14 protein-coding genes and 1 tRNA gene are annotated in these 14,318 nt (G+C 39.3%); 11 read left to right on the top strand and 4 right to left on the bottom strand.

Translation table 11 applies throughout. From position 1 onward, the window contains the following. The first annotated feature begins 222 nt into the window (after nucleotides 1-222). Complete coding sequence (gene ettA / locus RMB06_RS00235; protein WP_005067029.1) at nucleotides 223-1,884, top strand: energy-dependent translational throttle protein EttA; 1,662 nt, start codon at nucleotides 223-225, stop codon at nucleotides 1,882-1,884. 43 nt (nucleotides 1,885-1,927) lie between these two features. Here the strand turns inward: ettA and RMB06_RS00230 are convergent, their stop codons facing one another. Then, nucleotides 1,928-2,311, bottom strand: a complete 384-nt coding sequence (locus RMB06_RS00230) for a tetratricopeptide repeat protein (RefSeq protein ID WP_002116715.1) — start codon at nucleotides 2,309-2,311, stop codon at nucleotides 1,928-1,930. 340 nt (nucleotides 2,312-2,651) lie between these two features. Then, nucleotides 2,652-3,344 carry a hypothetical protein gene (locus tag RMB06_RS00225; protein WP_304594783.1) on the bottom strand — a complete coding sequence of 231 codons (693 nt, stop codon included), beginning with the start codon at nucleotides 3,342-3,344 and terminating at the stop codon, nucleotides 2,652-2,654. A 147-nt stretch (nucleotides 3,345-3,491) separates the two neighbouring features. Here RMB06_RS00225 and RMB06_RS00220 point away from each other — a divergent pair, with 147 nt between their 5' ends. The 9 genes from RMB06_RS00220 (at nucleotide 3,492) to RMB06_RS00180 (ending at nucleotide 12,572) form a co-directional block, all read left to right on the top strand. Then, nucleotides 3,492-3,890 carry a cation efflux protein, CzcI-like gene (locus RMB06_RS00220; RefSeq protein ID WP_005804516.1) on the top strand — a complete coding sequence of 133 codons (399 nt, stop codon included), beginning with the start codon at nucleotides 3,492-3,494 and terminating at the stop codon, nucleotides 3,888-3,890. Between the two features lie 56 nt (nucleotides 3,891-3,946). Beyond that, the gene (locus RMB06_RS00215; protein WP_005067033.1) at nucleotides 3,947-4,141 is read left to right on the top strand and encodes a hypothetical protein; all 195 of its coding nucleotides are present in this window, start codon (nucleotides 3,947-3,949) and stop codon (nucleotides 4,139-4,141) included. Next, a complete protein-coding gene (locus RMB06_RS00210; protein ID WP_304594782.1) occupies nucleotides 4,132-4,749 on the top strand; it encodes an isoprenylcysteine carboxylmethyltransferase family protein in 618 nt (205 codons plus the stop codon). Before RMB06_RS00215 ends, RMB06_RS00210 begins: the two co-directional genes overlap by 10 nt. 144 nt (nucleotides 4,750-4,893) lie before the next feature. Continuing rightward, nucleotides 4,894-5,067, top strand: coding sequence for a hypothetical protein (locus RMB06_RS00205; RefSeq protein ID WP_311077788.1), 174 nt, complete (start codon nucleotides 4,894-4,896; stop codon nucleotides 5,065-5,067). A gap of 199 nt (nucleotides 5,068-5,266) precedes the next feature. Next, nucleotides 5,267-5,659: a cation efflux protein, CzcI-like gene (locus tag RMB06_RS00200; RefSeq protein ID WP_333725059.1), complete on the top strand. Its 393-nt coding sequence runs from the start codon at nucleotides 5,267-5,269 to the stop codon at nucleotides 5,657-5,659. 57 nt (nucleotides 5,660-5,716) lie between these two features. After that, the gene (locus RMB06_RS00195) at nucleotides 5,717-7,126 is read left to right on the top strand and encodes a TolC family protein (RefSeq protein ID WP_304594781.1); all 1,410 of its coding nucleotides are present in this window, start codon (nucleotides 5,717-5,719) and stop codon (nucleotides 7,124-7,126) included. Further along, entirely contained in the window at nucleotides 7,126-8,334 is a 1,209-nt protein-coding gene (locus RMB06_RS00190) for an efflux RND transporter periplasmic adaptor subunit (protein WP_304594780.1), read from the top strand. Before RMB06_RS00195 ends, RMB06_RS00190 begins: the two co-directional genes overlap by 1 nt. Further along, nucleotides 8,324-11,482, top strand: a complete 3,159-nt coding sequence (locus tag RMB06_RS00185) for a CusA/CzcA family heavy metal efflux RND transporter (RefSeq protein WP_311077787.1) — start codon at nucleotides 8,324-8,326, stop codon at nucleotides 11,480-11,482. Before RMB06_RS00190 ends, RMB06_RS00185 begins: the two co-directional genes overlap by 11 nt. A 133-nt stretch (nucleotides 11,483-11,615) precedes the next feature. Next, on the top strand, nucleotides 11,616-12,572 hold the full coding sequence (locus tag RMB06_RS00180; protein ID WP_044099726.1) for a cation diffusion facilitator family transporter: 957 nt from the start codon (nucleotides 11,616-11,618) through the stop codon (nucleotides 12,570-12,572). 19 nt (nucleotides 12,573-12,591) lie between these two features. Here RMB06_RS00180 and RMB06_RS00175 read toward each other — a convergent pair whose 3' ends face one another. Beyond that, the gene (locus tag RMB06_RS00175) at nucleotides 12,592-12,930 is read right to left on the bottom strand and encodes a hypothetical protein (RefSeq protein WP_002117013.1); all 339 of its coding nucleotides are present in this window, start codon (nucleotides 12,928-12,930) and stop codon (nucleotides 12,592-12,594) included. Nucleotides 12,931-13,203: 273 nt separating this feature from the next. Here RMB06_RS00175 and RMB06_RS00170 point away from each other — a divergent pair, with 273 nt between their 5' ends. Next, nucleotides 13,204-14,151, top strand: coding sequence for a hypothetical protein (locus RMB06_RS00170; protein WP_311077786.1), 948 nt, complete (start codon nucleotides 13,204-13,206; stop codon nucleotides 14,149-14,151). 91 nt (nucleotides 14,152-14,242) lie between these two features. Here the strand turns inward: RMB06_RS00170 and RMB06_RS00165 are convergent. Then, nucleotides 14,243-14,318 (bottom strand) — tRNA-Glu (locus RMB06_RS00165).

The raw sequence follows: 14,318 nt of genomic DNA, 5'->3' as shown, positions 1-14,318 counted from the left end.
TGGTTTGTTTTCTAATTTTAGGAATATAGATAGAAAAATATACGCTGAAACGCTGTACAAATCTTATTCATAAACATTTTGCAACTTATTGAAAAAGAAAATTGTTTGATAAATCCGTACGATGGAAATCATAACTTCAAGTCATCGAGGTTTTCAGCGTATAATACGCGCGATTATTTATCGCTTATGCGATGTATTGGTTTTTCAATTGAGGAGTCCTGCGTGGCCCAATATATTTATACGATGAACCGAGTGTCTAAGATGGTTCCGCCAAAGCGCGAAATCTTGAAAGACATCTCTTTATCATTTTTCCCGGGTGCCAAAATTGGTGTGCTCGGTTTGAACGGTGCAGGTAAATCTACCTTGCTTCGTATTATGGCTGGCGTAGATAAAGATTTCTCTGGTGAAGCTCGTGCACAACCTGGAATTAAAATCGGCTATTTAGAGCAAGAGCCACCTCTTGATCCGACTAAAGACGTTCGTGGTAACGTTGAAGATGGCGTGCGTGAAGCTTTAGATGCATTAGAGCGCCTTGATCAGGTATTTGCAGAATATGCAGACCCGGATGCTGATTTTGATGCACTTGCAAAAGAGCAGGAAAAATTAGAATCAATTATCCATGCTTGGGATGCACATAACTTAAATAACCAGCTTGAAATCGCGGCAGATGCGTTAAACCTTCCAGCTTGGGATGCAGACGTAACTAAGCTTTCAGGTGGTGAACGCCGTCGTGTAGCACTGTGCCGTTTATTACTTTCAAAACCAGACATGTTGCTTCTTGACGAACCGACGAACCATTTGGATGCAGAATCTGTATCTTGGTTAGAGCGCTTCTTGAAAGATTTCCCTGGCACAATCGTTGCGATTACGCATGACCGTTATTTCTTGGATAACGTTGCCGAGTGGATCTTGGAGCTTGACCGTGGACACGGTATTCCTTACCAAGGTAACTATTCTTCTTGGTTAGAGCAAAAAAATGCTCGTTTAGAACAAGAGCAGAAACAAGAAGAATCTTTTGCTAAAGCATTGAAAAAAGAACTTGAATGGGTTCGTTCAAATGCGAAAGGTCAGCAAAAGAAAAACAAAGCGCGTATGGAGCGTTTTGAAGAGCTTAACTCTAAAGAATTCCAGCAACGTAATGAAACGTCTGAAATCTACATTCCACCTGGCCCTCGTTTGGGTAATAAAGTTGTGGAAGTGGAAGGTATCAGCAAATCATTTGACGGCCGTGTATTGTACGAAAACTTATCGTTTACTGTACCTCCAACAGCAATTGTAGGTATCGTTGGTCCAAACGGTGCGGGTAAAACAACATTATTCCGTATGATGACTGGCGAACAGCAACCTGATACAGGTACTGTGACTTTAGGTGAGTCAGTTAAAGTGGCTTACGTGGGTCAGATTCGTGACACTCTAGACAATAACAAAACTGTTTGGGAAGAAGTGTCTGGTGGTTTAGATATCTTGAAAGTGGGCGATTATGAAATTGCTTCACGTGCTTATATCGGCCGCTTTAACTTTAAAGGCCAAGACCAGCAAAAACGCGTAGGCGAATTGTCTGGTGGTGAGCGTAACCGTTTACAACTTGCGAAAATTTTACAGCAAGGTGCAAACGTTATCTTACTGGATGAACCATCAAACGACTTGGATATTGAAACTTTACGTGCGCTTGAGGATGCAATTCTTGTGTTCCCAGGTACAGTAATGGTGGTATCGCATGACCGTTGGTTCCTTGACCGTATCGCGACACACATCTTGTCATTTGAAAATGAACAGCCAGAATTCTACACAGGTAACTATGCAGAATATGAAGCATACCGTCAGTCACGTTTAGGTGAAGACGCTGTTCAAAAACGTACTAAATACAAAAAAATTAGCGGATAATCTCTGATAATTTAAAAACCAGCCTAAGGGCTGGTTTTTTATTTTAAGAAAATGCGAGCTTGCTAAACGCTTCTTGTAAGCAGCGTTCAGCATCGGGATGCCCCTGACTTGCTGCTTTTTGTAGCCATTTTTCAGCTTCACGATAATTTTTATCTAATCCAAATTGGCCATTTAGATAACCAATACCAAGCTTAAAAGAAGCATCAGAGCTACCACGTAAAGCTGCTCGTAAGTAGCACCACATAGCATTTCGGTCATTAGGAGTTACATCTAACCAATTTTGCATACGTTCATGGTCTTGCTCGGCTAGTTCCTCAAAGCGTAAACCCTGTTCAATTTCATCAACTGCTTGTGAATGCATATCAGAAGGTAAGTTTTCAAAAGCAAACAAGTGATTAAGCCTATACTTGATTGATTTCATATTCATGATAGTCTCCCTTGTTCCTCAATTTAATTGAATTGACTCACACTTTTAAGCTAGTCCCTTATATTGAAATATTATGTTTTTTTTTGTAAATGTGATATAGCGCATTTGGATGAAAAATAATGAAGTTTTGGCTTACATAAAAGTTACACGTGTTTTTACGCTAAGTGAAACTACTATGAGAATAGTGGCATTCTTAAGGGAAATTAGAGCTTTTAAAATTAAAAAATAGCTATTATTTAACGCAAAAGACTTTTGAGAAAATTTATAAATATCAAACAAAAGAAATTTCTTTAAACAAAACCAGCCTAAGGGCTAGTTTTTATTTTAAGAGTGAAAGATCTTATTTATTAAAGTCACCATGTAAATCTGACCAGATTAATGATGGAGCTACCGTAATCACGTCAAAGGTCATTGCTAGAGGATATAAAGCCATGCGTGTTACACGTTTAAACGGATGTTTCTTGGTTATTTCATCTTTTTGTTGTAGAGCGACTGGGTAGGGAGTTGGGAGCTGCTGTTGAATCTTTTGATTATCTGCTTTTTGATAAATCTTTCCTTTAAAGCGGATTATGGTAAAAGGGTAGAAAACTTGTTTTTGATTTTCCATCGCCATAAATTGATTTTTAAAACCTAATGTATTTAAAAGTTCTTTTTGTTTTTCATCTATTTGATAAGTGGGAATATTATAACGAATCGTTATTTCACCATGAAAATGAGTAGAATCATCCATCTCAAGTACAAGCGGTGATGGTGTCTTTAAGTTTCTCTGTTCTGCTGGAATACTTTTGATAATATTTAAAAGGTTTGAGCTACCGTCAGTCATTAAATAGTTGTAGTCTTTCCCCACAAATACAAAACCTTGTTCTTGGTCATTTTCAACTGTTTGACCTAAGGCAATGATTTGATCTTTTGCTAAAATGATTTTCTCGGTTCTTGTGGTTTCGTCCGGTAAGGCTTCTGAAAGTAATGTCGTGGCACAAGCACTCAAATTTAAACAGACGACAACAAGTAGGGTAGAAAATAGTTTATACATTGCGGGAACTCAAACAGGAAATTAATTTTTCTAAAGAAAAAACTTTTTTAAAACAGCGATAAATTAACCAAAAATCATTTTGTAATTTTATTACATTGGTATCGCTTGCTATAGTGACTTTGTGCAATTTACTGTCATGGTGTACCGTTGCCACGTTCTACAGTTTTTATGTCCGTCTTGTTTAGTTTGCTTATATTCCAAAGCTTATGGAATGTGGCAGCGGCATTTTGCGTGCATAAAAATCAGGAAAAGGCATTACAACATTTCGGTCATCATGCAGATTTAAATGTATATCAATCTTCAGACCATATGCAGACTGAACATGTGGGTATTGTAGAAAATTCTGATAATGCTCCATTAAGCTGGCAAGATCATCACGATCATTTACCTTCATGTTTTCATGTAGTGATGACTGAAAATGCACAACAAGCTCAAGAACCTTTTGTGCGTGTACATGAGCTTTCACAAATCTATTACTGGTCTAATTCTTATCAGTCTCCGTATCTTGGCTCTTTAAATCCCCCTCCTGTCTTAACCCTGCTATAGGTGGGGTAGCCGAAAAATAACCCACCAGAAATTTATTTATTTCAAAGGGTTATTTTATGCTTAATTATATGTGCAAACAAAGCGCAGCAATCTTCTATGTAGATTACTCGCTTAAACATTCACGTCTTTATGTTAATGACAAGGCGGGATATAAGGTTCTGTCAAATCTTTCGGGAAAACAAAAATATCATTTTAATGAATCGGTTATCTCATCTCTGATGATTCACAGTGATGGAGGTTTATGGAAATGAATATTTTATTTACCCCCCGTGTTAGAACTGTGAGCTCCCGAGTGATTGGGCTGATTTTAGCTATTATTCTTGCTTTAAGTTTTAGTAAATGGCATTTCCAAGCGGCATTTATAGAACATATTTTATGGTTCTTTGGATGGTTTTTTGTGGGCAGCGGAGTAATGGGAAGAATATGGTGCAGTCTTTACATTTCCGGATTTAAGAATGCCAAGTTGGTGACAGACGGTCCCTATTCTTTATGTAGAAATCCACTCTATCTGTTTAGTTATCTGGGTGGAGTCGGGATCATGTTGATTACAGAGACGTTTATCTTTCCAATAGTATTCACGCTTTATTTTCTCTGTTACTACCATTTTGTTATACGCCAAGAAGAAGCATTCCTAAGTGAAAAATATGGAACTGCATATTCAGATTATATAAAGACAATTCCACGCTTTTTACCAAGTTTCAAAAATTTTAAAGAGCCTGAGTTCTATCAGGTTTCGCCGAAGCATTTCCGTATTTTTTTGACGCAGGTGGTGTGGTTTATCTGGGTTGCGGCCTTAGTCCAACTTTTTGATGAGTTGCGTCTACACGGTGTCCTCCCTTCATTGTTTAGTTGGTTCTAAAAATGAAATGAAAGTATATCCGCATGCTTCTTAGTGACTCAGAAGATTTGTCCTAAATTGATTAACTCAGGCATGCGAAAAATTAATTCTATTTCTGGGTTAAGTCCTTAAATAAATTCGGAATATTTAGATCTGGTGATTATTATGTCTATTAAACTAAATACAAAATCGGTTTTGATGATTTTACTTCTTTCAACAAGTTTGGCTCATGCTGATGGAGGGTTAATATTTCTCGAAAAGAATATTAAGTCTCAGCAAGAAACAAAAGCTAAAGCTGAAGAAAGTAAGAACCCTCATTTAACTTGTAAGCGTAAATAATTTTTATTTTGTAGGAAACTAATTACTTAATAATTAGTTTCCTATGAGTAAAGATAGAGATTCTTAATGATTTATTCTTATCTTTACTCAAGCGAGATTAGAATCGCTTCTATACTGCTACTTATTAGATGTAATTTTATTACATGCCCACTGCCTGCTATAGTGGCTTTGTTCAACTTCTTAGTTTAATGGTGTGCTGTTGCCACGTTCTGCACTTTTCATGTCCGTCTTATTCTGTTTGCTTATATTCCAAAGTTTATGGAATGTGGCAGCGGCATTTTGCGCCCATGAAAATCAGGAAAAGGCATTACATCATTTTGGTCATCATGCAGCGTTGAGTTATGAAGCTTCACAGCATAGCCATACGGAAAAGACAGATATCGCGGGGACTCATAAAGCTCCCTTAAACTTGTCCGATCATCATGATCATTTACCTTCATGTTTTCATGTTGTGATTGTAGAAGCACAAGAAAAACTTGTTTCACCGTTAATACAGTCATCTGAGCCAAAACAACAATATTATTGGTCCAATTCTTATAAGTCCCCTCATATCTCTAAACAAGACCCGCCTCCTGTTTTAACCCTGCTATAGGTGGGGTAGCCGAAAATTAGCCCACCAGAAATATTATTTATTTCATAGGGTTATTTTATGTCTATTTTTTTATACGAAAAAAGTTTCGTTAGTCTGAGTACGTCTTGTGTACTTAAATCATTAGTTGTTGCAGTTGCGCTTTCAACTAGCGTTGTAACAACTGCTGCTAGTTCAAATCAGAATCTTGCTGAGAATACTCAATCGCAGCAGGTACAGAATGTTTTAACGTTTGAACAGGTGCTCGATCAGGTTAAGCAGTTTCAGACTCAAACAGGAATTTGGCAAACTCAACAAGATATCGCCGAGAGCAATATCAAACAGAGCCAGCTATGGGAAAATCCGACGGTTTCTGTACAGCAAACGGGTTTTAAATCTGGAAAAGATCAGGAATTAGAACTTGGGATCTCGCAAAAGCTAGATATTTTTGGTGTACGTTCTGCAGCAAAAAAACTGGCAAGTGTTCAGCAAAATCAAGTTGAGTTAAATCAAGTTTTATATGAGGCTCAACTGAAGCTAGCGGTAAAATATTTATGGTCACAAGTATCTATTTTAGAGCTTGAACATGAAGTTGCTAAAGCCCAGTTAAGAACGAGTAAAAATCTTCTTGATGCTACCCGCTTACGCTTTCAGGCAGGCAGTATTGCTCAGGTTGATTTAGATCGAACTCTCATGACGCATGTTGAAAATCAGCGTTTATATCAGGAAGTTGAATTATCACTGAGTAGTGCTAAAAGAAAATTGGCTAACTTATGGGGTGAGACAGAAGATAACTTCACGTTACGTCCAGATATAAAAAGTGTGTGGCCTTTAAAAAATGAAGGTGATATCGATCAATATCTAAAACAGAATTTGTTAGAACAGTCCCTGCGGCTTCAAGCAATACAACAAAATTCTGAAATTAATTATTTAAAGGCAAAAAATCGGCCTACGCCTACTGTAAATATGGGCGTGGTTCGTAGTAAAACCTCAGAAACGAGCAGTACCGAAAATCAGATCCGAGTAGGTATAGCAGTTCCTTTAAATATTTTTAATCGCCAGCAATATGCACTAAAAGTTGCTCAAAGCAAACTCGATTTAATTGACCAGCAGCAAAGCTTTTATAAAAAGCAAAGTGAGAATTCTATTCGTACTCTACAGTACGAGTTAGCGGGTTTAAAGCAGCAATATAATTTAATGAATGAGCAGCAAATCCCTTTATCAGAGACGGTACAAGAGAAAATGTTGCTTGGCTTTAAAGTCGGTAAATTTGCAATTACCGATGTTCAGCAATCTACCCTTCAATTACAAGAACAACGCTTGAAAAAAGTTCAACTCCTTAAATCTGCTTGGCAAAAAGCAATTGAGGCAGAAAGTTTAGCTCTCGGGATCGATCCAAATATGGTGATGTCTGGAGATGCATTAAATCAAATTAATCAAAATTTATGGCAAGACACCTATAAGTTGCCGACAGTTGGAGGGGCAGAGTAATGTCAGTTAAAAAAATGAAAAACCAATGGCTTATTGCTCTTTTATTGCTGATCGTCTGCCTTGTTTTAAGTGCTTGGTTATTTTTCTCTGGAAAAAAGCAGCCTAATACTGATGAAGGTGAAGAAGAGCATGCAGAGGGTGAAGCTGGTCATGAGGAATCTGAAAAAGAGGAAGGAAGTTTAAACCTCACTTCTAAGCAACTGGTTGAATATGGAGTGAAGTTAGAGCAAGTAGGACGTGGAGAAGTTGAACAGAGCCTCTCTTATCCTGCCAAACTTGTTGTAAATACAGACCAGCAAGCACATGTCTCTTCTACGTTTTCTGCACGAGTAGACAGCGTAAATGTTGCACTGGGACAACAAGTTGAAAAGGGTCAGGCACTTGCGACTTTATTTGTGCCGGATTTGGTTGATCAACAAGCTAACTTAAGCATGGCACAAGAAGCACTGACATTAGCGCAGCAAGATTATCAACGTGAAAAACAATTGTGGGAACAGGGTGTTTCAGCACGTCAAGATTACCAGCGCGCTTACAATGCATATCGTCAGGCACAGATTCAGGTGCAGGCCGCAAATAGCCGTTTATCTGCTTTGGGAGCGAATCGCTCAAGTAAAGGCCGATATGTTTTAACTGCACCTTTAAGTGGTGTAATCAGTAATAAAGATATTGTCATTGGTGAGCAAATTGGTCCTGAAAAACAATTATTTGTTATTGATCGCCTAGATCAGTTATGGGTCGAATTTGTGCTACCAAGTGCAAATACCAATATTCAGCCTAATCAGGAAATTGAATTTAAATCGTTGCAAACGAACAATATTTTCAAAGCGCAGGTACAAAGCCTAACTTCAGAAGCAGATACTCAAACTGGTCGTTTACAGGTTCGTGCCAAGGTACTGACACCTTCAAAAGAATTACGCCCTAACCTAATGGTCAATGTGTTACTGAAACAAAATAATGCAGCGACTGTATTACGGGTTAACAAGACAGCGATACAACAGATTGATGGAAAGAATGTCGTCTTTATTGCAAAACAGGAGAAAGATAAAATTCATTTTGCTCCTGTTGCCGTTGAGTTAGGCAATTATTCTTCAGATGCACAATGGGTAGAGGTTAAATCCGGAATTACCGAAAAGCAGCAATATGTGACTCAAGGTAGTTTCTTGCTCAAGTCCGAACTTGAAAAAGGGGAGGCTGAGCATGGACATTAATAAACCTGATTTGCCAAAGGCTGAAGGTTTGTTTGATCGAATTATTCAGTTTTCAATTAACAACGCCATTTGGGTCATGATGTTTGTCATTGCTTGGATTGGTGTCGGAATTTATAGCTACCAAAAACTTTCAATTGATGCTGTGCCTGATATCACCAATGTACAGGTACAAATCAATAGTCAGGCCAATGGCTTTACTGCGCCGGAAGTTGAGCAAAGAATTACTTATCCGATTGAAAATGCCATGTCTGGTATTCCAAATCTGGAACAGACTCGTTCAATTTCCAGATATGGTCTTTCTCAGGTCACGATTATCTTTAAAGATGGTACAGATATTTACTGGGCAAGACAGTTAATTAACCAGCGTTTACAAGAAGCTAAGAGTGCTTTACCCGATAGCATTGATCCGCAAATGTCTCCAATTTCGACTGGACTCGGTGAGATTTATCAATGGGTGGTAAAAGCAGAGCCAAATGCTAAAAAAGCAGATGGTTCAGCTTATAGCGCGATGGACCTGCGTGAAATTCAAGACTGGATTATTCGGCCCCAGTTACAACGTGTACAAGGGGTAGCCGAGGTTAATAGCATTGGTGGATATAACAAAACCTATGTGGTCTCTCCAGATCTGACACGGTTACAACAGTTGCAAATTCCACTCACTGATTTACAAGATGCGCTTCAAAATAATAATGAAAACCGTGGTGCCGGATTTATTGAAGAGAATGGCCAGCAGCTCACAGTTCGTGTTCCGGGTATGCTGACATCGATACAAGATATCCAGAATGTTACGGTCGCCACTAAAAACGGTTTACCTATACGGGTTGCCGATGTGGCCTCAGTATCGATTGGTCATGATTTGCGTACAGGTGGTGCTACCTATAATGGACAGGAAACTGTTTTAGGTATCGCCATGATGATGATGGGTGAAAACAGTAAAACTATTGCTAAGGCGATTGACGATAAAGTTCAGGAAATTCAAAGATCACTCCCTCAGGGTGTGGTGATTGAAACAGTCTATGATCGTAGTAGCCTCGTAGATAAAGCGATTAAAACAGTAGCTAAAAATTTGATTGAAGGGGCGATTTTAGTCATCGTTATTCTTTTTATTTTTTTAGGAAACTTTCGCGCCGCCTTAATCACTGCTTGTATTATCCCATTGGCAATGCTTTTTACCTTAACAGGTATGGCCGAACAAAAAATCAGTGCTAACCTCATGAGCTTGGGGGCTTTGGACTTCGGGATCATTGTAGATGGAGCAGTTGTTATTGTTGAAAACTGTATTCGGCGTTTAGCTGAAGCGCAGCATTTAAAAGGTCGCTTATTAACACGTTCAGAACGTTTCACTGAGGTCTTCCTCGCCGCTAAACAAGCACGCCGACCATTAATATTTGGTCAGATCATTATTATGGTTGTGTACTTGCCAATTTTTGCTTTAGCAGGCGTAGAAGCAAAAATGTTCCACCCTATGGCAATGACCGTCGTTTTAGCGTTATTGGGAGCGATTATTTTATCTGTGACCTTTGTGCCAGCAGCTGTCGCTTTGTTTGTTACAGGTGAAGTGAAGGAAAAAGAAAGCCGCTGGATGATGTCACTGAAAAAAGGTTATGCAGACTTACTCGATAAAGCATATGCCTTCCGATATGTCGTTGTCACAGCAGCGATCAGCATCTTGATTTTGACAAGTGCTATTGCAACACGAGTGGGGAGTGAGTTCGCGCCTCAACTCAGTGAGGGTGATTTTGCACTACAACTCATGCGTGCACCGAGCACAGGCATAGAAGAATCACTTAAGATTCAGGAGAATGTAGAAAAGCAGTTACTCAAAGCTTTCCCTGAAATTAAAGCCATTTTTGCAAGAACAGGAACAGCCGAGGTTGCTACCGATGTCATGCCTCCTAATATTTCCGATGGTATTGTTCTATTAAAGCCACACGATCAATGGCCTAATCCTAAGGAAACGATCGATGAATTGCGTACCAGAATGCTGCAATTCGTGAATCAGATTCCTGGTAATAACAGTGAATTCTCGCAACCGATTGAACTACGTTTTAATGAACTCATTTCAGGCGTCCGTAGTGATATCGGGGTGAAAGTTTTTGGGGATGATATGCAAATCCTCAATCAGGAAGCGGAAAAAATAGCCCAACAGCTACGTAGCATTCCAGGTGCCAGTGAAGTCAAAGTTGAACAGACTGACGGTTTGCCATTACTTAATGTAGATGTTGATCATGCACTAGCTGCTCAATATGGATTATCAGTCAAGTCCATTCAGGATATTGTCGCTGCGAGTATTGGAGGACAAAGCGTAGGGCAAATTTTACAGGGTGATAGACGTTTCGATTTCGTGATTCGCTTACAGGAAAACATGCGTACGCCTCAGCAGCTAGCACAATTACCGATTCGCTTACCAAACGGCGGTCTGATCCAGTTACAAGACGTTGCCAAGGTTGAGAATATTCTGGGCCTTGCTCAAGTGAGCCGTGAAAATGGTAAGCGCCGAGTTATTGTGACGGCAAATGTGCGTGATCGTGACCTTGGGTCTTTTGTACAAGAGATGCAAAGCAAACTGGCGCAGCAAAAGCTACCTAGCGGTTATTGGTTGGGTTATGGAGGACAATTTGAGAATCTTGCTTCTGCCACTGCAAGAATGCAAATCGTAGTACCGATGGCGCTCATCATGATCTTTGTGTTGCTGATGGCTGTATTCAGTAATTTTAAAGACAGTTTACTTGTATTTAGCGGGGTTCCTTTTGCTTTGTCTGGCGGATTAGTAGCTTTGTGGTTGAGAGATATTCCGCTTTCTATGTCTGCTGGAGTTGGGTTTATCGCTTTATCAGGTGTTGCGGTATTGAATGGTTTGGTCATGCTCACATTCATTAAAGAGCTAAGAGCAACCCTAGATGTTCATGCAGCTACTTGGAAAGGTGCTGTACTGCGACTACGCCCTGTATTAATGACGGCATTTGTTGCTTCACTTGGTTTTATTCCAATGGCTTTAGCAACTGGAACTGGTGCAGAGGTACAACGACCTTTGGCAACGGTAGTAATCGGTGGCATTATTTCATCTACGATACTAACGCTGGTTTTATTACCAGTCATTTATCGATGGATGAATGAAAGCAAGACGAATAAAGTTGAGCATTCATAATGTCATCGATTTGAGATATCTTTTTTTGATGAAAAAGTTTGAGTCAGAAAAGTATTTGAAACAGGTAAAGGTAAACATGAATTCATGGTTACTTTTACCTCACCATAAAGATAAATAATAAGGAGTCCGCAAAATGGGTGGACAACATGGTCATGACCATAGTCATGCTGTAGTGACTGAAGGTAATGCCAAGAAATTAACGATTGCCTTGGCGCTTACTACGACATTTTTAATTGTTGAGGTTATTGCAGGTTTAATCACACAAAGTCTGGCGTTGCTCTCTGACGCTGCGCATATGTTTACAGATGCAGCTGCTTTGGCAATTGCTCTGGTCGCAATTCAGATTTCAAAACGTCCCGCTGATAATAAGCGTACTTTTGGTTATCAACGCTTTGAAATTCTGGCCGCTTTATTTAATGCACTCATGCTGTTCGTGGTGGCAATTTATATTTTATATGAAGCCTATATCCGATTCTCTAAGCCACCTGAAATTCAAAGTGTGGGAATGTTGGTTGTAGCGACTATTGGTTTGGTAATTAACCTCATCTCAATGAAAATCCTGATGTCGAGTGCCAATAACAGCCTAAATGTGAAAGGTGCTTATCTAGAAGTATTGAGTGATGCACTAGGTTCGGTAGGCGTTATTATTGGTGCAATTATTATTTACTTCACTAATTGGTACTGGATTGACACGCTTATTGCGGTACTGATTGGATTTTGGGTGCTGCCAAGAACATGGGTTTTACTTAAGCAAAGTATTAACATTTTGCTCGAAGGTGTACCCGAAGAGGTCGATATTGAGAAGCTACGTGCAGATTTACTTTCTTTAAATGGTGTTGAGAGTATTCACCAACTCAAAGTGTGGGCGATTACGTCTAAAAACATCCATTTAACCGTGCACTTATTTGCGCCAGAAGCTGACCGTACCAAGTTGTATCAAGATGCTGTTGAAATGCTTTCTCATGAACATGGTATTGGTGAAGTGACATTGCAAATTGAGGACGATGCCGAGATTAATTGCCAGCATATTGCTCAGCATGCTTCGCACAAACATGATGATGCAGACAATACACATTCACATCAGCATTAAGCTGATGTGAACAGTTTTTTTAAATTTCCCATTCGTTATTGCAGTCACGGCATTTCCAGTGTTTTTGTGACTGCATAAATGCTTGCATAGACAGTTTAAAATCAGGCAAATCACGCCAGAACATAAAACCAGCCCCTACAGTAACCACAAATGCAACTACTGTTGCGATTTGAAGAGAACTACCTGCACCATTGCCAAAAATCCACATAAAGATGCTAATGACTACTAACAGTAAAAGCACAAAAATTGCAGGAATCAAGATAACCAGACTTTTAGGAACGACAGGTTTTGCGCTGTTCACGCCTTGGCTCACAGGCATAATTTTAACACTTTGACATTTAGGGCAACGATATTGCATGAGAACTCCACATTTAGTTTGAATCTATTCTAACGGAAATGTGCAGAAAGAAAAAAATTTGTAAGATATCGATGAAATGCGTTGAGTTAGCAGAAAAATTACTTATGAATAAACAAAGAAATATAAAAAACAGATGATTTATCCGTACACATAAAAATTAAAATAATATTGTAGAGCATGCTAATCTACAGAAAAATGAAGTGTGATTAGCACAATAAATGAGCTTAAATACTCGAATAGGATGTGGGATAAATATAAAAAGGAGAGAGGGACTTGGGTCAACAAGATGACAATAAGTCGCAGCCTACAACGACAGCATCGGTTTTAGCTACCCCAGTTACCGCTAAACCGTCATTATCTCGTCGATTACTGCATAAGACATTGCAACATGCCCAAGATGCAGTTGGGTTTGCTAGCGACACGACACGTAATATTGCAGAGGTTGCTGATGCTGCTTTGGACGCACTCGATCAAGTAACTACTCATACACGACGTGGAGTTGTCGGAATGACAAATCTGGCAGCAGGTACTGTAAGAGATATGGTGTCTGAAACCAGTGAAACAGCACGCCAAGTCGCGTTGATTATGGCGCGAACTTTTTTGGGCAAAAGTACCTTAACGTTGTACTTACCCGAAATGTTATTAAATAATCAAATTCGTAAGCGCATTGATCGCTCCGAAATTGATGATATTAAAATCAAGTGCGGCAATGACAGTTTCCAAGTCGAGATCGATGGGCATTATCATCGCTTCATGTATCGTTTGAGTTTAGATTTTAAAGTATTGGAATGTCGTATTGGGCAGGAAAAATTCTTACGCCTACGTCAAATGGATGAAAGTCTTGATGTTCAGATTCGACATGGCGGTACCTTGTCAAATTGGGCTGTGCGCCGTATTGGTCGAGTTGGTTTCGAAGTTGTAAATATGTTGCCTATTCCATCACTCATTAATCATTTGATTGGTGATATTCCCGGAATCCAACGCGATGGGCATCGCATGTGGTTTATTGACCTAGAGCAAGCAGGATTTATTGACTTTATTAACAACCGTTCATGGATGGTTGAAAAGCTTTTAAGTTTGACTGATTTTAGTATTTTACCAGGCTTGAATATTTTGAGAGAAAGTCGCGAGCTTGTGCAGCAGCTCGTAGATCAGTTTGAAATTAGAGGACTACGAGTGCAGTCAGGTCGCCTTGAAGTACAAGTAGGAATTGCGGGTTGATAGAGCATATGAAAAGCTAATCATTGATTGGCTTTTTATTTTTTTAGGCAAGAAAAAAGCCACTGACGTTATGCAGTGGCTTTTTAGAATTTGGCGTCCCTACGGGGATTCGAACCCCGGTTACCGCCGTGAAAGGGCGATGTCCTAGGCCTCTAGACGATAGGGAC

The sequence above is a fragment of the Acinetobacter sp. V104_13 genome (genome assembly GCF_031798995.1).
In the GTDB taxonomy this organism is placed as follows: domain Bacteria; phylum Pseudomonadota; class Gammaproteobacteria; order Pseudomonadales; family Moraxellaceae; genus Acinetobacter; species Acinetobacter pittii.
Note: the sequence above shows the minus strand (reverse complement) of the source record. Positions and strands in the feature narration are given on the sequence as shown.

Coding starts and splice junctions, on each gene's coding strand:
- RMB06_RS00230 (WP_002116715.1), bottom strand. CDS start 2,311: ATGAATATGAAATCAATCAAGTATAGGCTTAATCACTTGTTTGCTTTT.
- RMB06_RS00190 (WP_304594780.1), top strand. CDS start 7,126: ATGTCAGTTAAAAAAATGAAAAACCAATGGCTTATTGCTCTTTTATTG.
- RMB06_RS00185 (WP_311077787.1), top strand. CDS start 8,324: ATGGACATTAATAAACCTGATTTGCCAAAGGCTGAAGGTTTGTTTGAT.
- RMB06_RS00195 (WP_304594781.1), top strand. CDS start 5,717: ATGTCTATTTTTTTATACGAAAAAAGTTTCGTTAGTCTGAGTACGTCT.
- RMB06_RS00175 (WP_002117013.1), bottom strand. CDS start 12,930: ATGCAATATCGTTGCCCTAAATGTCAAAGTGTTAAAATTATGCCTGTG.
- RMB06_RS00225 (WP_304594783.1), bottom strand. CDS start 3,344: ATGTATAAACTATTTTCTACCCTACTTGTTGTCGTCTGTTTAAATTTG.
- RMB06_RS00215 (WP_005067033.1), top strand. CDS start 3,947: ATGCTTAATTATATGTGCAAACAAAGCGCAGCAATCTTCTATGTAGAT.
- RMB06_RS00205 (WP_311077788.1), top strand. CDS start 4,894: ATGTCTATTAAACTAAATACAAAATCGGTTTTGATGATTTTACTTCTT.
- RMB06_RS00180 (WP_044099726.1), top strand. CDS start 11,616: ATGGGTGGACAACATGGTCATGACCATAGTCATGCTGTAGTGACTGAA.
- RMB06_RS00210 (WP_304594782.1), top strand. CDS start 4,132: ATGGAAATGAATATTTTATTTACCCCCCGTGTTAGAACTGTGAGCTCC.